General features: G+C 75.3%; 18 protein-coding genes. 13 read left to right on the top strand and 5 right to left on the bottom strand.

Annotated features, from left to right (window positions below):
• Positions 1 to 23: 23 nt before the first annotated feature.
• Positions 24 to 806: an oxidoreductase gene (locus tag ACFP3U_RS00425; protein WP_380222993.1), complete on the top strand. Its 783-nt coding sequence runs from the start codon at positions 24 to 26 to the stop codon at positions 804 to 806.
• A 70-nt stretch (positions 807 to 876) separates the two neighbouring features.
• The gene (locus ACFP3U_RS00420) at positions 877 to 1,815 is read left to right on the top strand and encodes a GNAT family N-acetyltransferase (protein ID WP_380222992.1); all 939 of its coding nucleotides are present in this window, start codon (positions 877 to 879) and stop codon (positions 1,813 to 1,815) included.
• On the opposite strand, the gene ACFP3U_RS00415 is transcribed toward ACFP3U_RS00420, so the two are convergent.
• Entirely contained in the window at positions 1,799 to 2,473 is a 675-nt protein-coding gene (locus ACFP3U_RS00415; RefSeq protein ID WP_380222991.1) for a response regulator, read from the bottom strand. The two genes, ACFP3U_RS00420 and ACFP3U_RS00415, sit on opposite strands and share 17 nt — an antisense overlap.
• Positions 2,470 to 3,792 carry a sensor histidine kinase gene (locus ACFP3U_RS00410; RefSeq protein ID WP_380222990.1) on the bottom strand — a complete coding sequence of 441 codons (1,323 nt, stop codon included), beginning with the start codon at positions 3,790 to 3,792 and terminating at the stop codon, positions 2,470 to 2,472. Before ACFP3U_RS00410 ends, ACFP3U_RS00415 begins: the two co-directional genes overlap by 4 nt.
• A 253-nt stretch (positions 3,793 to 4,045) precedes the next feature.
• Between ACFP3U_RS00410 and ACFP3U_RS00405 the strand changes: the two genes are divergently transcribed.
• Positions 4,046 to 5,566 carry an alpha/beta hydrolase family protein gene (locus ACFP3U_RS00405; protein WP_380223294.1) on the top strand — a complete coding sequence of 507 codons (1,521 nt, stop codon included), beginning with the start codon at positions 4,046 to 4,048 and terminating at the stop codon, positions 5,564 to 5,566.
• Positions 5,567 to 5,585: 19 nt separating this feature from the next.
• Here ACFP3U_RS00405 and ACFP3U_RS00400 read toward each other — a convergent pair whose 3' ends face one another.
• Entirely contained in the window at positions 5,586 to 6,995 is a 1,410-nt protein-coding gene (locus ACFP3U_RS00400; RefSeq protein ID WP_380222989.1) for an NAD(P)/FAD-dependent oxidoreductase, read from the bottom strand.
• Between the two features lie 142 nt (positions 6,996 to 7,137).
• Between ACFP3U_RS00400 and ACFP3U_RS00395 the strand changes: the two genes are divergently transcribed.
• The 3 genes from ACFP3U_RS00395 to ACFP3U_RS00385 all read left to right on the top strand — a co-directional run bounded on the left by ACFP3U_RS00395 (position 7,138) and on the right by ACFP3U_RS00385 (position 9,248).
• The gene (locus tag ACFP3U_RS00395) at positions 7,138 to 7,896 is read left to right on the top strand and encodes an SOS response-associated peptidase (protein ID WP_380222988.1); all 759 of its coding nucleotides are present in this window, start codon (positions 7,138 to 7,140) and stop codon (positions 7,894 to 7,896) included.
• A gap of 78 nt (positions 7,897 to 7,974) precedes the next feature.
• Positions 7,975 to 8,652, top strand: a complete 678-nt coding sequence (locus ACFP3U_RS00390) for a helix-turn-helix transcriptional regulator (RefSeq protein WP_380222987.1) — start codon at positions 7,975 to 7,977, stop codon at positions 8,650 to 8,652.
• A 77-nt stretch (positions 8,653 to 8,729) separates the two neighbouring features.
• Positions 8,730 to 9,248 (top strand): DUF3291 domain-containing protein, encoded by a 519-nt coding sequence (locus tag ACFP3U_RS00385; protein ID WP_380222986.1) that lies wholly within the window; start codon positions 8,730 to 8,732, stop codon positions 9,246 to 9,248.
• Between the two features lie 17 nt (positions 9,249 to 9,265).
• Here the strand turns inward: ACFP3U_RS00385 and ACFP3U_RS00380 are convergent, their stop codons facing one another.
• On the bottom strand, positions 9,266 to 9,805 hold the full coding sequence (locus ACFP3U_RS00380) for a GNAT family N-acetyltransferase (RefSeq protein ID WP_380222985.1): 540 nt from the start codon (positions 9,803 to 9,805) through the stop codon (positions 9,266 to 9,268).
• Between the two features lie 280 nt (positions 9,806 to 10,085).
• On the opposite strand from ACFP3U_RS00380, the gene ACFP3U_RS00375 reads away from it, so the two are divergent.
• Complete coding sequence (locus ACFP3U_RS00375) at positions 10,086 to 11,078, top strand: aldo/keto reductase (protein WP_380222984.1); 993 nt, start codon at positions 10,086 to 10,088, stop codon at positions 11,076 to 11,078.
• A gap of 42 nt (positions 11,079 to 11,120) precedes the next feature.
• On the opposite strand, the gene ACFP3U_RS00370 is transcribed toward ACFP3U_RS00375, so the two are convergent.
• On the bottom strand, positions 11,121 to 11,960 hold the full coding sequence (locus tag ACFP3U_RS00370; RefSeq protein WP_380222983.1) for a class I SAM-dependent methyltransferase: 840 nt from the start codon (positions 11,958 to 11,960) through the stop codon (positions 11,121 to 11,123).
• A gap of 342 nt (positions 11,961 to 12,302) precedes the next feature.
• On the opposite strand from ACFP3U_RS00370, the gene ACFP3U_RS00365 reads away from it, so the two are divergent.
• The 6 genes from ACFP3U_RS00365 (at position 12,303) to ACFP3U_RS00340 (ending at position 20,241) form a co-directional block, all read left to right on the top strand.
• Complete coding sequence (locus ACFP3U_RS00365; RefSeq protein WP_380222982.1) at positions 12,303 to 13,820, top strand: hypothetical protein; 1,518 nt, start codon at positions 12,303 to 12,305, stop codon at positions 13,818 to 13,820.
• Positions 13,817 to 14,995, top strand: coding sequence for an ARPP-2 domain-containing protein (locus ACFP3U_RS00360; RefSeq protein ID WP_380222981.1), 1,179 nt, complete (start codon positions 13,817 to 13,819; stop codon positions 14,993 to 14,995). Before ACFP3U_RS00365 ends, ACFP3U_RS00360 begins: the two co-directional genes overlap by 4 nt.
• A gap of 296 nt (positions 14,996 to 15,291) precedes the next feature.
• A complete protein-coding gene (locus tag ACFP3U_RS00355; protein ID WP_380222980.1) occupies positions 15,292 to 16,713 on the top strand; it encodes a hypothetical protein in 1,422 nt (473 codons plus the stop codon).
• Positions 16,710 to 17,423 (top strand): hypothetical protein, encoded by a 714-nt coding sequence (locus tag ACFP3U_RS00350; RefSeq protein ID WP_380222979.1) that lies wholly within the window; start codon positions 16,710 to 16,712, stop codon positions 17,421 to 17,423. Before ACFP3U_RS00355 ends, ACFP3U_RS00350 begins: the two co-directional genes overlap by 4 nt.
• 400 nt (positions 17,424 to 17,823) lie before the next feature.
• A complete protein-coding gene (locus ACFP3U_RS00345; protein WP_380222978.1) occupies positions 17,824 to 19,185 on the top strand; it encodes a M14 family metallopeptidase in 1,362 nt (453 codons plus the stop codon).
• A gap of 120 nt (positions 19,186 to 19,305) precedes the next feature.
• Complete coding sequence (locus ACFP3U_RS00340; protein ID WP_380222977.1) at positions 19,306 to 20,241, top strand: NAD-dependent epimerase/dehydratase family protein; 936 nt, start codon at positions 19,306 to 19,308, stop codon at positions 20,239 to 20,241.
• Positions 20,242 to 20,260: the final 19 nt, after the last annotated feature.

Here is a 20,260-nt window from a genome sequence, read left to right as displayed (position 1 = left end):
CAAGAATCTGTAGGGAGTCTGGCATGGAGCTCAATCTCGCAGGGAAGACCGCCGTCGTCACCGGGGCCAGCCGAGGTGTCGGCCTCGCGATCGCGCGGCAGCTCGTCGCCGAGGGGGTCCGGGTGGTCGGCGCGGCCCGCACGATCACCGCCGAGCTGAAGGAGGCCGGGGCCCACCCGGTGGCGGTCGACCTGAGTACGCCGGAGGGCGCCGAGGAGTTGGGGGCGCGGGCGCTCGCGGAACTCGGCGGCGTGGACATCCTGGTCAACAACCTGGGCGGCGGGGACGCGTTCAACCTGAACGGGTTCCTCGCGACCGACGACACCCTGTGGGCGCAGAGCTTCGAGGTCAACCTGTTCGGCACCGTACGGGTCACTCGCCGACTGCTGCCGAGCATCCTGGAGCGCCGCGGTTCGGTGGTGAACATCTCGTCGATGAGCGCGCGTCTGCCGGGCACGGGCCCGATCGAGTACGGCGCCGCGAAGGCGGGTCTCAACGCGTTCGGCAAGGCGCTGTCCGAGGAGTTCGGGCCCCGGGGCGTACGCGTGAACACCGTCTCCCCCGGCCCGACGCGTACCGGCATGTGGGAGGACGAGGACAGCTTCGGCGCCCGCCTCGCCGAGGCCAACGGCGTCGGGCACCGCGAGTTCGTGGCCGGGGTGCCTGCGGCGATGGGCATGACCACCGGCCGCATGGTCGAGCCCGAGGAGGTCGCGGCCGTCGTCGCCTTCCTCGCCTCGGACCGCGCGGCGAGCATCACCGGCGCCGACTACCTCGTCGAAGGCGGCGGCATCAAGACGGTGTGAGGGGTACCGGCGGGGAGCCGAAGTCGGTAATCGGTCGACAGCGGGAGATCGATTGACGCAGAGTCGTCTCATGGCTGATCTGTCCTCCCCGTCGTTCCCCGCCTCCTACCAGTGGCGGGCCGCGACTGTCGGCGATGCCCGTGCGATCCACGACCTGGTGGCCGCCTGCGAGCGCGAGCTCCTGGGCGATCCGGAGACCGAACCCGACCGGATCGCCGCGGACCTCACCCTGCCCGGCCTCGACCCCGCCGTGGACACGCTGCTCGTGCACGACGCGGACGGGGGTCTCGCCGGGCGGGGCTGGGTGCACGGCGGTCGGCGCAGTGCCGTCGACGTCCACCCCGACCACCGGGGGAAGGGGCTGGGCGGGGCGCTGCTCGACTGGGTCGAGGCGCGGGCACGGCAGGCCGGTGGGGAACGGCTCAGCCAGACGGTATCGGACGGCGACCGGGCGGCGGTGGGGCTGTTGCGGGCACGGGGGTACGAGCCGTTCGTCACCCAGTGGCTGCTGGAGATCGGGCTGTCCGCCGAACCCGTGGTGCCCGGCCCGCCGCCCGGTGTCACCTGGCGCTGCTTCCGGCCCGGTGACGAACGGGCGGCGTACCGGCTCACCGAGGACGCCTTCGACGAGTGGCAGAAGCGGCGGCTGTCCTACGAGGAGTGGGCCCGGCACACCGTCGAACTCGACACCTTCGCGCCCGAGTTCTCGCCGGTGGCGTTCGTCGGGGAGCAGATGGTCGGCGCGGTGCTGTCGTTGAACGTCCCGGGCACCGACGAGGGGTACGTCGAGCGGGTCGCGGTCCGGAAGGACCACCGCAACCGGGGGATCGCCCGCATGCTGTTGCAGGCGTCGTTCCGGGCCTTCCACCGCGAGGGGCGCCGGACGTGCACCCTGTGGACGCATTCGGAGACCGGTGCGCTCTCCCTGTACCAGCGGGTGGGTATGACGGTCCGTCGTGGGTCGGCGGTATACGGCAAGGCCCTGGGCGGTGTCACGCCGGGTGGATGAGGCGGTTCTCGTGGGCGAAGACCACGGCCTGGATCCGGTCGCGGAGTTCCAGCTTGTGCAGGATCCGCCCCAGGTGGGACTTCACGGTCGCCTCCGCGAGGTGCAGGGTGGCGGCGATCTCGGCGTTGGACCGGCCGCGGCCCACCTCCGCGAGCACCTCGCGCTCGCGCGGGGTGAGCCGTCGCAGCCGCTCGGCGCGCTCGGCGCCGCGCCCGGCCTCCCGGCCGCCCGGGATGTGCGGACGGAAGCTCTCCAGCAGCAGCCGGGTGATCCGCGGGGAGACCACCGCGTCGCCCGCGGCCACCGCGCGTATCGCGGTGAGCAGTTCCTCCGGCCGGGTGTTCTTCAGCAGGAAGCCCGAGGCCCCGGCGTTGAGTCCGGCGAAGGCGTACTCGTCGAGGTCGAAGGTGGTGAGGATCAGCACCCTGCTCTGCGGGGACGTCCGGACCAGCCGCCGGGTCGCCTCGATGCCGTCGGTCCCGGGCATCCGGACGTCCATGAGGACGACGTCGGGCCGCAGTTCCCGGGCGAGGCGCACGGCCTCGGCGCCGTCCGCGGCCTCGCCGACCGGCACCATGTCGGGCTGGGCCTCCAGGACGGTGCTGAAGGCCATCCGCAGCAGCGCCTCGTCGTCGACGATCAGGATGCGGATGGTCATGCGGACGCCTCCGCGCCGCCGCCGAGGTCCAGGCGGGTACGGACCGCCCAGCCGCCGCCCGGGAGTGGTCCGGCCCGCAGCGTCCCGCCGTAGGCGGCCGCGCGCTCGCGCATGCCGGGGATGCCGTGGCCGGACGACGCGGCGCCGGGGATGCCGTGGCCGGACGACGCGGCGCCGGCGGCCGGTGGCGGGCACGGGCCGCTGTCGGTGACGTCCACGGTGACGGCCGCGGCCGAGCACCGCACCCGGACCTCCGCGGAGGTGCCGGGGGGTGTGTGCTTGAGGGTGTTGGTCAGGGCTTCCTGTACCAGGCGGTAGACGGTCAGTTGTGCGGTGGCGGGCACGTGCGTGTGGCCGCCGTGGACGTCGAGGCGGGTCGGCAGCCCGGCGGCGCCCATCTGGTCGGCGAGGGAACGCAGTTGGGCGATGCCGGGCAGCGGGTGGCGCTCCGCGTCCGGTTCGTCGGTGCGCAGGACGCCCAGGACGCGCCGCATGTCGGTCAGGGCCTGCCGGCCCGTCTCGGAGATCTGGTGCATCGCGGTGGTCGCCCGGTCGGGCGCGCGGTGCTGCGCGTAGACGGCGGCGTCGGTGAGCGCGACCATGACGGACAGGTTGTGGGTGACGATGTCGTGCATCTCGCGGGTGATGCGCGCCCGCTCCTCGGCGACCGCCAGCCGCGCCTGCTGCTCCTGTTGCTGCTCCAGCCGTGCGGCCCGTTCCTCCACGGCCGCGAGGTAGGCGCGCGTGGTCCGCACGTTCAGACCGAGGACGGCGGCGGCCACGGCCATCGCGGTCACCGCGACGAACAGCGTCAGGAACGCGCCCTCCGCCGCCCAGCGCAGACAGGCCACCAGGACCCCGGCCTCCACGACGGCGCCGGCGAGCAGCGTGCCCCGCCGCCCCGAGGTCGCGGCCACCGTGTAGAGCGCCACCAACAGGGCGACGTCGGCCGGAAGTTGGACGTCCATCAGCCACTGGACGAAGGCCGCGACCGCCACGGCGGCGAACACGGTGCGCGGCGCCCGGCGCCGCCACACCAGGGGCAGCGCGAGGGCGGCCGTGAGGGCGACGGCCACCGGGAGCCCCTGCGGCGGGCGCGTGGTCACGATGTTGACGAGGAGCAGCGCCGGCAGCAGCGCGTCCCACACCACGGGCGGCAGCCGGGAGCCCCAGCGCCGGGCGGCCCCCAGCGGTCGCGCCGCTCGTGCGGAGGCCCGGTCGGCGTACCTGGTCAGACGTGCGGCCGCCCACGGTGGCCGGACTTGGCCCCGGTCGCGCGCCGGACGGGCGCCGCCGGTTTCCGCACCCGCCTCGGTCATCACACGTCCCTGTCGATTCAGCGTCCTGGGCCCACTCCTACCGGGGCCTCATCACGGTAGGCCCCGGTACGGCGCACCGCATGATCCCACCGTCTGACCTGCGCCGTGCCGGGGTACGACCACAGGAGGAGTCCCGATACCGCCCGGGGTCGCAGAGTGGCGCCTGATCAGGAGGGTTGGCCTGCGACCCCGGTCGCAGCGGGGCACGCCCCGGACCGCGCCCCCGGTGGCACGCGACGGCGACCCGGGAGCGATGTGGCGGCACGCGCCCCGCGCCGACGATGGCCCGGTGACCGACATCATCACGGGACTTCAGATGTCCCCCCTCGAACTCCTCGCCCTGCTGGGCACCCTCGCACTGGTGACGGCGCGCTGGCTGCCCCCCGCCGCCCGCCCGCCCGTCACGATCGCGGCGGGATCGGCCGTCGTGCTGTCCGCGATCGTGCTGGGCGTGCTGGGGATCCGCTGGCAGTTGCTGCCGGTCCTGGCGGCCGCTGCCCTCGCGTTGCCGTTCGCCCTCGCCCCGCTGATCCGACGACTGGTCCGACGACGTATCGGAAGCCGACCGGCGCGGCGGGCCCGCTGGTGGGTGGCGCTGCCCGGAACGGTGGTCTGCGTCGCCCTGGCCGCCTCGGGCCCGGCCGCCGCCTGGGCCTTCCCCGTCCCCGTGTTCCCCGAGCCGACCGGCCGGTTCGCGGTCGGCACCCGCGTGCTGCAGTGGACCGACCCGGACCGCCCCGAGACCGCCACTCCGGACCCCGGCGACCGGCGCATGGTGGTGGTCCAGCTCTGGTACCCCGCGCGGCAGAGCCCCGCGGGTACGCGGCGGGCCCAGTACCTCGGCCGCACGGAGCCGGAGGCGCGCACCGTGGCCGAGGGCCTCGCGCGCTATGTCGGCCTCCCCGGCTTCCTGCTCGACGGCGCCCCCCGCGCCCGCGGCCGCGCCGTCCCCGACGCCCCGGTGGCCGACGGCGGCGAACGGTTCCCGGTCGTGCTGTTCTCCCCCGGACTGGGCGGCGTGCGCACCCAGAACACCGCCTGGGCGGAGGAGTTGGCCAGCAACGGCTATGTGGTCGCCGCCCTCGACCACCCGTACGACTCCGCCACCGTCGTCCTCGCCGACGGCCGAACGGTCGGCACTGCGGTCACCTCCACCGGCGACGACGAGGAGGACAACGCGCGGGCCGCCGAAACGGCCCGGATCCGGGCCGCGGACCTCAGCTTCATCCTCTCCCAGCTGGTCCGCCTGGACCGGGCCGGCGGCGACGGCCCGCTCGCCGGACGCCTGGAGACCGACCGGGCCGCGGTGACCGGCCACTCCCTGGGCGGCGCCGCCGCCCTGCAGGCCGCCCGCCAGGACCACCGGTTCGCCGTCGTCGTCGACCTGGACGGCTACCCCCGCGACCCCGAGCGGCTCCCCCTCCCCCAGCCGGTGCTCGCGCTCACCCAGGCCATCGGCCCGGGCACCGACCCGCGCTACCTGCCCCGCCTCACCGAGGTCCTCAAGCTCAGCACCTCGGCGGGCTACCGGCTCACCGTCCCCGGCGCCGCGCACCTCACCTTCACGGACGCGCCCCTCTACCTGCCGCCGGTGCCCTCGCTGGTCGGTTCACTGGGCCGCACCGAGAGCACCCGCGTGGTCGCGGCGGCCACCCTCGCCTTCCTGGGCGCCACCCTGCGGCACGGGCCCGGTGATCCGGCGGCCGGGGACGTGTCCAGGGACCTGGCCTCCTACGGCGAGCTCACCGTCCACCGCTCGGCCGACAACCACTGACCGGCCGACGGCGACTCACTCAGGCCGGGACGAGCGCGTCCCACTGGTCGCGGGTCGGGCCGTCGTGGTCCGGGGCGAAGTCCGGGTGGGCGGCCAGCCAGGCGGTGACGTGGCGGTCCACCTCGGCGGTCCGGTAGGCCTCGTCGGCCGGGCGCAGGAGGTGGCGCACCTGGGCGCGGGCCCGCATGACGACGGGATCGTCGAAGGCGCAGGCGGCGACGGCGGCGGCCCGCCGGTCCGGGGGCGGTGAACTGTCGGTGAGACGCTGCTCGTTGGCGCGGTCGGCCGCGACCTGCGCGTCGAACCACGGGCGCAGGGCGCGGACCGTCCAGTCGTGGTAGGCCATCGGGTCCGCCACCGTCTCGTCGAGCCGCTCGGCGAGGTGCTGGGCGGCGCGCAGGCCGAGCGCCGCGCCGTGGCCCAGGGTGGGATTGGTGTGGACGAGGCTGTCCCCGGTGTTGACCAGGCCGGTGACGACCGGGCCCCGGTCGTCGACGAGCGACGTCCAGCGGTTGTCCAGGCCGGCCATGGCCAGGACGCCCGACTGCGGTTCGGCGCCGAGGTCGAGCCAGGCCGCGGTGGCGGGGAAGCGGCGGGCGGCGGCCTCGAAGACGGCCGGGTCGGTGAGCGCCCCGCGGGTCGGATCACCGGTGGAGAGCACCAGGTTGACCGCGAAGCTGTCGTTGTCGGAGGGGAAGACGCCGGCGAGTGCGAACGGGGCGGACGAGCCGTTCTTCACCCGGCCGGGGTTGCGCGGGCCGTCGGCCCGCAGGCGGTACCAGCGGCAGAGGTAGGCGATCCCGGCCCGGTGGCTGTCGACCACGGGCGGGCGGCAGCCGGCCGCGACGAGCCAGGCCGGGACCGGGGAGCGGCGGCCGGCCGCGTCCACCACGAGGTCCGCGCGGTGCGTCCGCGAGCCCACCCGGACGCCGGTGACCCGGGCGGGCCGGCCGTCCTCGACGGTGAGGCCGTTCTCGACGGTGAGGCCGTTCTCGACGATGAGGCCGTCCACCCGCCGGCCGCGCCGTACGTCGACGGTGCCCTCCCGCCGGACGGCCGCGGTCAGGGCGGCCTCCAGCACGATCCGGCGGGTGCGCAGGGTCACCAGTTCCTCATCGCCGGCCCGGTGCGGCGGATGCTCGTCGAACCAGTCGAACTCGTGGTACTCCAGCGCTCCGCGCGCCAGCAGGTCGGCGTAGACGTCCGGCGCCTCGGCGTGCAGCACGGTGCGCACGGGCGCGAGGAGGGAGTGGGGCTGGACGGCCTGCGGGACCCGGGGCCGGTGCCAGCGGAAGAAGTCCTGGTGCAGGTCCTCCCCGGCCTCCCGCGCGTCCTGTTCGAACAGCGTGACCGTGTGGCCCCGCCGTCCGAGCATCAGCGCGGCCCCCAGGCCGCCGATCCCTCCACCGATCACCGCAACCCGCGCCACTGGCATCCCTTCGCGTCGTGTCGCGGAGCGATCATACTTCTTGATGATCTTCGGCTCGGGGGTGGGTCGGGGGCCTGGTCCTGGGCCCGGCGGGATCCGTGGGTGCGTGACGGGTGGGGCCGGGCGCGGCAGGATGGGATGCATGTGCGGTCGATTCGTCTCCACCACCACCCCGCCCGATCTCGCCGAACTGCTGCGCGCCTCCCTGTGGCCGGCCGCGGAGGCGCTCGCGCCGTCGTGGAACGTCGCGCCGACCGACGAGGTGGCGAGCGTGCTGGAGCGGGTCGACCGGGAGACCGGGGAGCTGGTGCGTCAGGTCCGCTCGCTGCGCTGGGGGTTGGTGCCGTCCTGGTCGAAGGACCCGGGCTCCGGCGCGCGGATGATCAACGCGAGGGTGGAGACGGCGGCCGAGAAGCCGGCGTTCCGCAAGGCGTTCAAGGAGCGCCGGTGCGTGATCCCCGCGGACGGCTACTACGAGTGGCGGCCGGTGCCGGCCGCCGAGGGGCGCAAGGGGTACAAGCAGCCCTACTACCTCCACCGGCCGGACGGCGGACTGCTGCTGATGGCCGGGCTGTACGAGTTCTGGCGCGACCGCTCGGCGCCCGAGGACGCGGACCCGTGGCTGGTGACCTGCACCGTGCTGACCACCGAGGCGACCGACGCGGCCGGCCGGATCCACGACCGCATGCCGGTCACCCTCGCCGACGACGCCCTGGACGCCTGGCTCGACCCCTCCGTCACCGACCCCGCCGAGGTCCGCGACCTGCTCTACGCACCGGCGGGCGACCTGTTGGTGCGACCGGTCGCCACCGCGGTGAACAGTGTCCGCAACGACGGGCCGCAGCTGCTGGAGGCGGTGGCGGACCCGCTGCCGGAGGTCACCGGCGGCCACTACACCTGATCCGGCCGCACCCTGCTCCGGTGGGCCGGCGAGGGCCGGCTCTCTATCGGCGATCCGCGTTGTTCTTAGACTGGCCGGATGGAGGACATCGACGCGATCGCGGTGCTGCAGGATCCGCTGCGGCGCCGGCTGTACGAGTACGTGGCGGCGCAGGGCCGTGAGGTCGGCCGCAACGAGGCCGCCGAGGCGGCCGGGGTGGCGCGCACGCTCGCCGCGCACCACCTGGACAAGCTCGCCGAGGCCGGGCTGCTGGAGAGCGGCAGCCGCCGGCTGACCGGCCGTTCGGGGCCGGGGGCGGGCCGGCCCGCCAAGGTGTACACCCGAGCGCGGGTCGAACGGTCGGTGTCGCTGCCCGCCCGCGACTACCGCACCGCCGCCGAACTGCTCGCCGAGGCCGCCGAGGCGGCCGGGCTGGACGCCGGGCTCTGCGCGGCGGCGCGCCGCCGGGGCGAGGCGCTGCGCGGGTCGGGGGCGCCCTGCGGCGATCTCGCGGAGGCCATGGAGGTGCTGGCGGCTCGCGGCTACGAGCCGCATCTGGAGGAGGACGAAGGGGCTGAGGGAGCGGGGACGCCCTCGGTCGTCCGGATGCGCAACTGCCCCTTCCACGCCGTGGCCGAGCAGTTCCCGCCGCTCGTCTGCGGCATGAACCTCGCGCTGCTGGAGGGCCTGTTGGGCGCGGACGGCCCCGTCCGCGCCCGGATGGACGCCCGGCCGGGCGAGTGCTGCGTGGTGGTCGAGACTTCTGACAGCTTCTGAGAGCTTCTGAAAACTTCCGGGAGCTTCTAAAAACTAAGATCGTTGACATAGAGATTCGGGCCGTGCTGGGATGAGGCATGACCTCAGCCCGGCCTGCGGCCCACCCCTCCCCCGGTTCCCACCTCGCCCAGCTCAACCTCGCCACGCTCCGCCACCCGATCGACGACCCGCGGATCGCCCCGTTCGTCGAACTGCTCGACCCGGTCAACGCCGCCGCCGACCACGCGCCCGGCTTCGTCTGGCGGCTGGTGGAGGACGGGGCGGCGGACGCCACCGGTCTGCGTCCGGCGGGCGAGCACGTCATCGTCAACCTGTCGGTGTGGGAGACGCAGGAGGCCCTGTGGGACTTCGCCTACCGCAGCGGGCACCTGGACGTGATGCGGCGGCGGCGTGAGTGGTTCGAGCGGCACGTCGAGGCGGACCTGGTGCTCTGGTGGGTCCCCGCCGGGCACCGCCCGTCCGTCGAGGAGGCGCTGGAGCGGCTGGCGGACCTACGGGCGCACGGGCCCTCGCCGCGCGCCTTCACCTTCACGTCCGCGCACACCGCCGCCGAGGCCCGCGCGGCGGCGGGTGACGGGGCGGCAGTGGGGGTGTAGGCCGGCGTACGTCGGGCTCAGACCAGCGGGAGGGACATCTCCAGTTCGCGGGCGGCCGGGTCGAGCGAGTAGGGCTTGCTGACCCCGGTGAAGTCGAAGCCGCGGCGGCGGTAGAAGGCGGCGGCGCGGGTGTTCTCCTCGTGCACCGTGAGCCGCAGGCGCCGCGCGCCCGTCTCCCGGGCCCAGGCGACGATCGCGTCCAGCAGGGCGTCCGTCACCCCGCGGTCACGGCCACGGTGTTCCGGGTGGACCCAGACGCCGAACAGCAGGGCCGCGTCGGGCTCGGGCGTGAAGCCGATCATCGTCCCGACCCACGCACCGGCGTCAGTCTCCTCGTCCGGGCCGGACCCGGCTCCCGGGCCGGCGACGGCGACCAGGCCGACGGAGCCCGGCTCGTTCACCCGGCGGACCCGGGCGTGCCACTCCTCCTCGCCGTGCGCGAGCGCCGTCTCGTAGGTCTCCAGGAAGGCCATCGGCGTGTCCTGCAGCTGCGCGAGGCGCACCTCCCGCAGTCGCTCCCAGTCCGCCAGGCCGATCCGCTCGATCCGGTACGTCAAGGCCGCCTCCCCTGCGGTGATGACTCCTACGACACAGGAGCATAGGCCACGCCGCCGAGCGGGCGCGGTCGGGGTGGGGCCGCCCGGCCCCGGAGGCATCGGCGCAGCTCAGGGGCGGCGCGACGGTGCTGCGGAGCGACTCGGGCGCGGCCCGGCCCGGCGGATAGGGTGCGGTGGGGGCGGTCGCACCGCGACAGCGGAGTGCCGGCCGTCCCGTGCGGCGCCGTGCCCGCGCACGGTCGCCCGCCTCGTCCCCCCGCGCCGCCGAAGGAGCCCCGCCATGCCGACCGCCCCCGCCGCCGAAGCGCCCGCCCCGTCGATCACGCGGTTCGGGCTGGGCACCGCGGCCGTCGGGCGGCCCGGGTACATCACGCTCGGCCGCGACCTCGACCTGCCCGCCGAGCGCACCGTCGACGCCCTCCGGGAGCGCACCCACGACCTGCTCGACGCCGCCTTCGCCGCCGGTGTGCGGTACTTCGACACCGCCCGTTCCTACGGGCGCGCGGAGGAGTTCCTCGGCGCCTGGCTCGCCGCCCGGCCGGGGGCCGCGGCCGAGGTGACGGTCGGCAGCAAGTGGGGCTACACCTACACCGCCGGCTGGCGTGCCTCCGGCGTGTCGGCGCACGAGGTCAAGGAGCACTCGACGGCGGTGTTCGACCGTCAGGTGCGGGAGAGCCTCGCCGCGCTGGGCCGCCGTCCGGACGTCTACCTGGTGCACTCGGTCACCCCGGACAGCCCCGCGCTCACCGACCCCGCCCTGCACGCCCGGCTGGCCGGTCTGGCCGCCGAGGGCGTGCGGGTGGGCCTCTCCACCAGCGGTCCGGCGCAGGCCGCGGCGGTGCGGGCGGCGCTCGCGGTGACGGTGGACGGCAAGCCGCTGTTCAGCGCCGTGCAGTCCACCTGGAACGTGCTGGAGACCTCGGCCGGCCCGGCCCTCGCCGAGGCCCACGCGGCGGGTTGGCTCGTCGTGGTGAAGGAGGGCATGGCCAACGGCCGGCTCGCCGACCGCAACGCCACCGGCCCGGACACCGCCGCCCTGCGCGAACTCGCCGCCCGCACCGGCGCGTCCTGCGACGCCCTCGCGCTCGCCGCCGTCACCGCGCAGCCCTGGGCGGACGTGGTGCTCTCCGGCGCGGCCACCACCGGGCAGCTGGCCTCCAACCTGGGCGCCGCCGCTCTCGCGCTCGACGCCGCCGCGCTGGCCGGCCTCGCGCCGCTCGCCGAGCCGGCCGAGCAGTACTGGCGCACCCGGTCGGCGCTGCCCTGGGCCTGAGGGCTTGGCCCGGGGCGTGCACGGTCAGCGAGGGGCGCGCGGTCAGCGAGGCGCGCGGACGACCGCCAGCATGTCCTGGGTGTGGCCGATGGCGTAGCCGCCGTCCGGCCGGGCGAAGTGGCATTCGACGTAGGCGGTCAGCTCGGCCCGGTCGGGCAGCCGGTCCAGGGCGGCCAGTTCGGCCACGTTCACCATGAACTCGGCGACGTCCACCGCCTCCTCCAGCCGGTCGGTCCGGTAGTGCAGCTCGAGGGTCTCCAGGGCGACCGCGTACTCCGGTCCCCGCTCCGCCAACTGCTCGGCGAGCGGCCGCAGGTCGTAACGGACGCCGGTGAAGTGCGCTGCCATCCGCATGCACGGGCTCTCCGGGTTCTGCAGCACCACCAGCAGCGTGCCGCCGGGCGCCGTCCAGTCCAGGACCCGGCCGACGGTGCCCAGCCAGTCCCCGGGCGGCACGTAGTAGAGCACGTGGGAGAGGTGGACGAGGTCGGCCGGCTCGGGCGGATCGGCCGCGGCGATCGGTTCGGGCAGGACGAGTGCCTCGGGGCAGGCCAGGCGGAGCTTCTCGCGCATCGCGGCGCTGGGCTCGACGGCCACCGTGCGCTCGAAGTACTGCGCCAGGTGCGCGGTGGTCCGGCCCTCGCCCGCGCCGACGTCCAGCAGGACCCGGCGCCGGTCCAGGCCGGTGGCGATCTCGGTCAGCCGGGCGTGGGTGCGGGGCTTCTCGTCGGTGCCGGCGAGGAACAGTTCGAACGCCCGGCGGTAGGCCGCGCCCGACACGTCCAGCACCCGGACCGGGCCGGAGGCCGCGTCGCTGTCCTTACCCCTGTCCGTCTCCGTGCCCGTACCCGCTCCCGTACCCGCTCCCGTGCTGGTGCCCATGCGGTGGTCTCCTCCTCGGCGTGCGCTGCCGCGCCAGTCCACCGCGCGGCGGCGCGGCAGCGGTGCAGGCACGTTCCTGCCCGCGTGTCGCCCACGCCGGATGGACCGCCGCCGGCGGCGCCCCGGCCTGATCGTGCACGAAGCGGCGCTGGGGCGGTGGCCGGCGCATCGCCGGAAAATCCGTTGCGTCCCCGGCGCCGCCCGGTTTAGGGTCGTCCGGCCGGCCGCGGGACTCCGGTGCGACTTCCGGAACGTGCCTTCTACCGCAATGATTCGCAGTTCGTACCCCCATTCCCCGGCCGGCGATCCCGACATGACGAGCTGCGGGGGGGTGGGCAGGCGGTGGAGACGTACGGCGACCTCGTCGCCGCCGAGGACGTGCTGCTGTTCGTCAACGCCGCGATCACCGGCACCGGGCAGCGCGAGTTCCACAGCGGGGCCGCCGAGCAGCAGCTCTCGCTGGACTTCCTGCACGCGTACATGCTCGTCAACTACCGCGGCCCGTACGCCGCCGCGCTCGCGCTCGACATCAACGACCACAACGCCGCGCTGATCGTCCGCCACCTGCTGGAGACCTCCCGCGACGCCACCCCGGAGCAGCGGCACACCGAGGGCCGGCTGATCGCCCGCCGGCTGGCCCTGCTGCCGCCGCAGCGGGTCTACCGGCTGATCGGCGAGCTGCGCCGCGCCAAGGTCAACAACCGCCGCACCCGCGCGATCCTGCGCGACTGGCTCGCCGCCCGCCCCGACCAGACCCTCGACGCCGTCAAGTACCGCGCCGGGCTCAAGCGCGCGCTGCGCCACACCCATCTGCGGCCCGTCGCGGAGGAGACCGGCGACTTCCTGTACGCCCCGCGGCGGCGCGCCACGTACGCCGCGCCGCTGCTGGACGCCTGGCGCCGCGCCCACTACCAGCAGTCCGCGCTCTACGAGCTGCCGTACACCGTGGCGGAAGGCTTCGCGCACCGCCACGGCGTCCCCCGGGCCGCGTTCCTCCAGCGCATCGAGCCGCAGCTGACCGGCCTGGAGCGGCTGCGCCTCCAGGAGTCCGCCCGGGCCCGCGGCGCCACCGCCGTCACCGCCGACGCCGCGGCGCTCGCCCGGATGCCGCTCACCCGGCTCGCCTCGTACGTCCTGGGCCTGCCGCCCGCCGACCGGATCGCCCGCCGGGCCGAGCTGACCGAGGCCCTGCGCGGCGCGGCGCGCCGGGCGGTGCGCGCGGCCGGGGCGGAGGAGGGCGGCTGGGGCCGGGTCACGGCCGTCCTCGACGACAGCTGGTCCGCGTACGGCTCGGGCGTCAAGCGCCGCCGGCCGCTGGCCGCCGCGCTCGCCTGCCACGTCCTGCTGGGGGTGCTGGCCGGCGAGTACACCGCGCTGTGGACCTCCGGCCGCACCGACGCGCTGCTCGCCCGCCCGTCCGGCCCGACCCCGCTCGGGCGCCGCGTCCTGGACGCGCTGGAGACGGCGCCACAGCGGCTGGTGATCGTCTCCGACGGCTGGGACAACGCGCCGCCCGGCCTGGCCGCCGAGGTGCTGCGGGTGTGGCGCACCCGCCTGGACCCGGAGCACCGGACCAGCATCGTGCACCTCAACCCGGTGTACGACGCGGAGAGCTTCGACGTCCGCCGGCTCGCCCCGACGGTGCCGACGGCCGGGCTGCGTGACGCCGAGGACCTGCCGGCGCTGGTCGAGTTCGCCCGCTTCGCCGAGGGCCGGACCGACCTGGCGGAGCTGACGGCGCACCTGGCGGCGCGCACCGAGCACTTCCTGGCGGCGGACGGCGGCGCGCGCTTCCCGGCCGCGGCCCCTGCGGCCTCTGCGGCCTCTGCGGCCGACTCCGCCGAGGAGGCCGTCCGATGACCACCACCGCGTCCGGGCCGGCGTTCCGGCTCGACCTCGCCGGCCTCGACGTCCGGCCCGCCCAGGTGTGGGGCGGCGTGCGCCTGGTGCCGCTGGTCCGCAGCGAGCCGATCGAGGACCTCCGCCTCCACCCGGAGCTGTACGAGCCGGAGTACGCCGCCGTCCCGGTCGGCCGCCGCACCGACTACGTCGCCTTCGTCCCGCACGGCTTCGTCGCCGACTGGACCCGCGACGGCACCCCGGCCGCCGCCTACGGCACCCGGCTCGACGCGCCCTCCGCCGTCACCGCGGCCAACCCGCCCGAGCGGGTCCGGGTGCGGGTGCCGCGCCGGATGGCCAAGCGCGAGGGCCGGAACCGGCTGCGCTTCCTGCCGCTGCACCTCGCCATGGAGGGCTATCTCGCGCTGCACTTCGGCGGCCCGTCGATCGCCTGGGAGGAGTGGTCCGACCGCGCCCTGCGGCACGGCCTGTCGCCGCGCGCCGAGGAGGCGTACGGCGGCGACCGGGTCCGCGGCCTCGCCGACGCGCTGCGGGTCTTCGAGATCCACCCCGGCCAGTGCGGTGTGGTCGTGTACGTCGCCGACGCGCTCGCCGCGGCCTTCGTCGTCCCGCACCCCGACGACTACCGCGCGCTGCACCGGACCCTGCTGCTCGACCTCTACGGCGAGCTGATCCACCACTACGCCACCCTGTCCGCCCCCGTCCCGGACTTCCGGGCCGACCTGCGCACGGCCGGCCCGATCAACTCGATCGCCGAGTTGCGCGCGGCCGTCGACGGGCAGGAGCGCGCCTGGGCGGCCTTCCACGACGACACGATGGCGGGCGGCCTGCTGGAGCCCGACTACCGGGCGCGCGTGGTGCGCCGCCTCGGCCGGTTCAGCCTCGCCCGGTTCCTGCCGGAGTTCCGCCCCAAGCAGGAGAACCACATCGGCGAGGCGATCACCGACGAGCACGGCCGCCTCGCCTACCTGAAGACCTTCCGCCTCTCCGAGGCCCAGGTCCGGCGCGGCCACCTGCTGGACCGCCTCGCCGCCCACGACTGGCACCTGCCGACGGCCGCCGCCGCGCTCGGCCTCACCGCGCCCCAGCTCGGGCTGCGCCTCGAAGCCGCCGGCTTCGCCGGCCTGCTGCGCCAGGACGTCCTCGACCACTACCGCCGCGCCGCGCGGGGGTAGCGCGGCCCGCGGGTAGCCCCCCCGGGGCCGCCCAGCGCCGGCCTGGTGCGGAGGTGGGGGCGAGGGGATGATGAGAGAAAGGTTCGTGGAAGGACGGTCGGCGATGACCCGACAGCCGAGCCATTCCTTATCCGGGGACGGTTGCCGCCGTTCCACCGCGCCCTCGTCGGGCCGGCGCCCGGCCGACGGGCTCGGCCGGTAGGCGGCCGGCCGTGTCGGCGCGGACCGGACGGGCTCTGGGTACCGGGCGTGCGGCAGGTACCGGACGAACGGCGGGGCGCGTCCTCACCTCGGTAGTGCTGGGCGCCGTGGTCGCGCTGCTGTGCGCGCTCCTCGCGCCGGTCGCCCGGGCGCAGGCCACGATGAAGCTGACGCCCGACCACGGACCGCCGAAGTCCAGGGTGACGGTCGACGGGTCGGGCTTCGAGAGCTGCCTCCCCGGGCTGAAGCTTCCGGCGAGCGTGCGGCTGGACTGGGACGGCGCCCCCGTGGCGACGGCACAGATCGACGCGTACGGAAGCTTCCAGGGGTTCGTCGACGTCCCGGCCGACGCCGCACCGCGCTCGCACCCCGTACGCGCCTCCTGCCCGGTCGCGCACGCCCCCGTCTCGCCGGGGACGGACATCCCGGTGCCCGCGGCGCCGGGTCTGCTGGCGGAGGTCCTGAGCGTCACCAGAGACTTCGTCGTCGAACCGGCCGCGCCGGAGACCCTCGTCCTCACCCCGGCGAGCGGCGCCGCCGGCCAGGGCTTCACCGCCGAGGGCACCGGGTTCGACTGTCCGGCGGAGGAGCCCGTCGTGCTGCGCTGGGAGCAGCAGGAGCTCGACCGGGTCCGGCCCACCGACGGCGCCTTCGAGAAGCAGCTCACCGTGCCCGGAGACGCGCCGCCGGGCGCCCATCCCGTGGAGGCCTACTGCGGCCCGGCCGCCGAGTACGACGCCACGGCGACGTTCACCGTCCTCGCGTCCGGCGGGAACAGTCCGACGGCACCGACGACGGAACCGACTCCGGAACCGACGACCGGGCCGTCCCCGGGGGCCTCGTCCAAGGCGCCGGACCCGTCGACCGGGCCGGCGCCCACCGGGCCCGCGCTACGCGTCGCGCCGGGTGCCGGACGGCCGGGGCAGCAGGTGGAGCTCACCGGGAGCGGCTTCGACTGCGGCGGCGCCGAGGCGGAGCTGAGCTGGAACGACGTCGTGTGGGAGCGCGTCGACACCGGCACGGGCAACGGGTTCGTCGTGACCACGCGGATCGCGGCCAACGCCCGGCCCGGCCACTACCGGCTGCGCGCCGTCTGCCCGGACCGTCCGGAGATGGCCGGCACCACGGACTTCGAGGTCCTGGCGGCCGACTCCGGTTCCGGCAGCCCCGCGAGTCCCAGCTCGAGCGGCACCGGGACACCCGGCTTGGGCGGGGACCACGCGACGCCCATCGCGCTGGTGGTCGGCCCGACGGCGGGTGGCGCCCTGGTGCTCGCCGCCCTCGTGGGCGCCCATCTGCTCGGCCGGCGTCGGGGACCGCGCTGGGTGTCCGGGCACGTCGCCGTCGCCCCGGCGGCCGGCGCGCCGCCGCGACCGCAGGTCGGCGACACCGCCGACCCGGCCGGGCCCGGTCACACCGTCCGGCTGGAGTCCCGCTCGGACCCCGGCACGCACCGCATCGAGGAGACGGGCGGCGAGGCAACAGGTAGTGAGGAAACGGAGGAGGAAGGGCCATGACCACCGCCACCCTGACCGATCCGGCGACCGCGCGGGAGCTGCTGTTCGGGGCCGAGCCCGGCAGCGCCGTGGACGCGCTCGCCGAGGCCCTGCACGAGCAGGGCACCGTCGGCGCCCTGCTGCACGGCGTCCCTCGGCTGACCGGAGCGGCCGGGCGGGCCGTCGAGCACGAGGTCGCCGCCGCACTGGACGGCCTGCTCGGGCGTGACCTGTTCGGCTTCGCCGCGGCCGGCTGGTCCCGGTACGCCGCGCTCACCGGAGCCGCCCGGCGCACCCGGGCCGCTCCGGAGTCCGAGGAGGTGGTGGTCCTCGCCAACCACCGCATCACCTCCGCCAACACCCCGTCCGTCGACCTGCTGGTCGACGGCACCCCGGTGGGTTCGGTCCGGATGCAACTGACCCTCGCCATCGAGTTGGCGGGCGTGGTCGCGGTGATCCGGCGGGCCCGTCTGGTCGAACTGCGGGCCGGGACCTGCACCGTCACCGGCACGCTCCTCGTGCAGAGCCAGAACCTCGTCCAGCGGCGCCGCCGCTACGACCTGCCCGGAGCGGTGCGCCTGCGGCACGGGATCCCCCTGCTGCTGGACGAGCCGCCGGAGCCGGTCACCCCGGCGGCCACGGACGCGGGCACCGGCGCGGCCACCGTGGCCGAGGCGCCGGCCGAGGCGGCGACCGAGCGGCTCCCGCGGACCGGCCGCCGGGTCGCGTGACGCGACAGCCGCGCCCAGGGGCGGCTGGGCTCCGACCCGATGACGAATCCTTCCTCTTCGCACGAAACGGGGGTCCGGTCCGCGCAGAGTGAGTGCTGACGATCCCTCACTTCGCGACCGGGGATCCCTAACCCTCCTCCCGGCCACACACGCGCGAGTTCGCCGTGCGCGGCCCACGTTCATCGAGCCTGCGACGGCCCGGCGGCCAGCCGGGGACGGGGCGGTGGCGTGCGCCACCGGACGTCGCGGTGGCCCCATCTGACGGTCCATCGGGAGATCCCCCGACCGTCCCGCCACCTCCCACCACTTGACGAAAGCATGACATTGGCGGACCATCAAGCTCGCGGCGCCGCACTCCTCCACCGTTCCGTCCCTACGGACCCCCCACAGGAGGACAGTCATGCGACTGCCCCGTCGAGGGAAGCCTGCCGCGGCCACCGCCGTCCTGCTGGCCCTCGCCCTCGCCACGCCGCTCACCATCCAGGCCGTCACCCCGGCCGCCGCCCAGTCGGGCACCGCCGCCCCGGTGACCGACCCCGACGCCGCCCGGCAGTACCGCCTCGACGGCCCCCGCAGCGTCGCCGAGCGCACCGCCGTCGCCGCCACCGGCGCCTCCGTCGACGCCGTCCGGCCCGACTCCCTGACGGTCACCGCCACCGCCGCCGAGGCCGCCCGACTGCGGGCGCTCGGCTGGTCCCCCGTCCCGCTGCCGGGCCCCCGGTACGGCGACGGGCCCGGCCAGGAGGGCGTGGGCGCAGGCCTGAACGACTTCCCGTCCGCCGACTCCGGCTACCACAACTACGCGGAGGCCGCCGCCGACATCGACGCCGTCGTAGCCGCACACCCCGACATCATGAGCAAGCAGGTCATCGGCACCTCGTACGAGGGCCGGCCGATCGTCGCCGTCAAGATCAGCGACAACGTCGGCACCGACGAGAACGAGCCCGAGGTGCTCTTCACCGCCCACCAGCACGCCCGCGAGCACCTCACCGTCGAGATGTCGCTCTACCTGCTGCACGAGTTCGGCGACAAGTACGCCACCGACAGCCGGATCGCCAACGCCGTCAACACCCGCGAGATCTGGGTGATCCCGGACCTCAACCCGGACGGCGGCGAGTACGACATCGCCACCGGCCGCTACCGCAGCTGGCGCAAGGACCGCCAGCCGAACTCCGGCAGCAGCAGCGTCGGCACCGACCTCAACCGCAACTGGAACTACAAGTGGGGCTGCTGCGGCGGCTCCTCCGGCTCCACCTCCAGCGAGACCTACCGGGGCACCGCGCCGGAGTCCGCCAAGGAGACCAAGGTGGTCGCCGACTTCGTCCGCACCCGGGTGGTCGGCGGCAAGCAGCAGATCACCGCGTCCATCGACTTCCACACCTACAGCGAACTGGTGCTCTGGCCGTTCGGCTGGACCACCGCCAACACCGCCACCGGCATGACCGCCGACGAGTACAACACCTTCGCCACCCTCGGCAAGTCGATGGCCTCCACCAACGGCTACACCCCGGAGCAGTCCAGCGACCTCTACATCACCGACGGCACCATCGACGACTGGCTGTGGGGCGCCCAGCGGGTCTTCGCCTACACCTTCGAGATGTACCCCGGGCCGAACGGCAGCAGCGGCTTCTACCCGCCCGACGAGGTGATCGGGCGCGAGACCAGCCGCAACCGGGAGTCCGTGCTGCGCCTGGTGGAGACGGCCGACTGCGTCTACCGCGCCATCGGCAAGCAGCAGCAGTACTGCGGCATCGCCAACTGACGTACCCTCACCACCGATTCAGCTCCGCGCGCCCGGTCGGCCCCACCCTCGGGCTCCCGACCGGGCGCGCACCCGCCCCCGACCGCGTTCCCGCCGCTCCGGCACCTCTATGGTGGGACGGTGAGTCTTCATGTGATCGTCGGATACGGACCGGCCGGGGCGGCCACGGCGCGACTGCTGGCCGAGCAGGGCCACGCGGTACGGGTGGTCACCCGGTCGAACCGGCCGGCCGAACCCGGGATCGAGCACGTGGCGCTGGACGCCACCGACAGCGGGCGGCTGAGCGAGGTCGCGCACGGCGCCGCCGCGATCCACAGCTGCGCCGCACCACCGCTGCCCCGCTGGACGACCGGCTGGCCGCCCCTGCACGCCTCACTGCTCGCGACCGCCGAAACCACCGGCGCGGTCCTCGTCATGCCCGGCAACCTCTACGGCTACGGCCCGGTGGACGGCCCCCTCACCGAGGACCTCCCGCTCGCCGCGACCGGCCCGAAGGGACGCCTGCGGGCCTCCCTCTGGGAGCAGGCCCGCACCCTCCACGAGGCGGGCCGCATCCGGGCCGTCGAGGTCCGCGCCTCCGACTTCTTCGGCCCCGGCGTGACCGACGGCGGCCACCTGGCCGGCCGCGTCGTCCCCCGCCTGCTGGCCGGCAAGCCCGTCAGCGTCCTCGGCGACCCCGACGCCCCGCACAGCTGGACCTACCTCCCCGACGTCGCCCGGGCCCTCGCCGAGGTCGCCGCCGACGAACGCGCCTGGGGCCGCGCCTGGCACATCCCGACCGCCCCCGCCCTCCCGATCCGCCGCATGATCGACCTCCTCGCCACCGAGGCCGGCGTCTCCCCCGTCCCCGTCCGCCGCCTCCACCCCACCGTCTTCGCCCTCGCCGCCCTCGCCACCCCACTCCTGCGCGAACTCCGCGAAGTCCGCCACCAGTTCGACGCCCCCTTCACCGTCGACACCACCGCCTACGAAACCACCTTCACCACCCACCCCACCCCCCTCACCACCCAACTCCGTACCACCACCGCGTGGTGGCGCGCCCGCCTGTCGAACTGACCGCCCCGCCGGCGACGGG

This window comes from Kitasatospora misakiensis (assembly GCF_042656005.1).
GTDB classification, from domain to species: domain Bacteria; phylum Actinomycetota; class Actinomycetes; order Streptomycetales; family Streptomycetaceae; genus Kitasatospora; species Kitasatospora misakiensis.
The sequence above is the reverse complement of the archived record's forward strand: the minus strand, read 5'-3'. Positions and strand labels throughout refer to the sequence as shown.

Bases quoted from the DNA above. Each gene is read 5' to 3' on its own strand.
- ACFP3U_RS00345 (WP_380222978.1), top strand. From the start codon at position 17,824: ATGCGACTGCCCCGTCGAGGGAAGCCTGCCGCGGCCACCGCCGTCCTG.
- ACFP3U_RS00350 (WP_380222979.1), top strand. From the start codon at position 16,710: ATGACCACCGCCACCCTGACCGATCCGGCGACCGCGCGGGAGCTGCTG.
- ACFP3U_RS00385 (WP_380222986.1), top strand. From the start codon at position 8,730: ATGACCTCAGCCCGGCCTGCGGCCCACCCCTCCCCCGGTTCCCACCTC.
- ACFP3U_RS00375 (WP_380222984.1), top strand. From the start codon at position 10,086: ATGCCGACCGCCCCCGCCGCCGAAGCGCCCGCCCCGTCGATCACGCGG.
- ACFP3U_RS00420 (WP_380222992.1), top strand. From the start codon at position 877: ATGGCTGATCTGTCCTCCCCGTCGTTCCCCGCCTCCTACCAGTGGCGG.
- ACFP3U_RS00370 (WP_380222983.1), bottom strand. From the start codon at position 11,960: ATGGGCACCAGCACGGGAGCGGGTACGGGAGCGGGTACGGGCACGGAG.
- ACFP3U_RS00410 (WP_380222990.1), bottom strand. From the start codon at position 3,792: ATGACCGAGGCGGGTGCGGAAACCGGCGGCGCCCGTCCGGCGCGCGAC.
- ACFP3U_RS00405 (WP_380223294.1), top strand. From the start codon at position 4,046: ATGTGGCGGCACGCGCCCCGCGCCGACGATGGCCCGGTGACCGACATC.
- ACFP3U_RS00425 (WP_380222993.1), top strand. From the start codon at position 24: ATGGAGCTCAATCTCGCAGGGAAGACCGCCGTCGTCACCGGGGCCAGC.
- ACFP3U_RS00415 (WP_380222991.1), bottom strand. From the start codon at position 2,473: ATGACCATCCGCATCCTGATCGTCGACGACGAGGCGCTGCTGCGGATG.
- ACFP3U_RS00395 (WP_380222988.1), top strand. From the start codon at position 7,138: ATGTGCGGTCGATTCGTCTCCACCACCACCCCGCCCGATCTCGCCGAA.
- ACFP3U_RS00360 (WP_380222981.1), top strand. From the start codon at position 13,817: ATGACCACCACCGCGTCCGGGCCGGCGTTCCGGCTCGACCTCGCCGGC.
- ACFP3U_RS00390 (WP_380222987.1), top strand. From the start codon at position 7,975: ATGGAGGACATCGACGCGATCGCGGTGCTGCAGGATCCGCTGCGGCGC.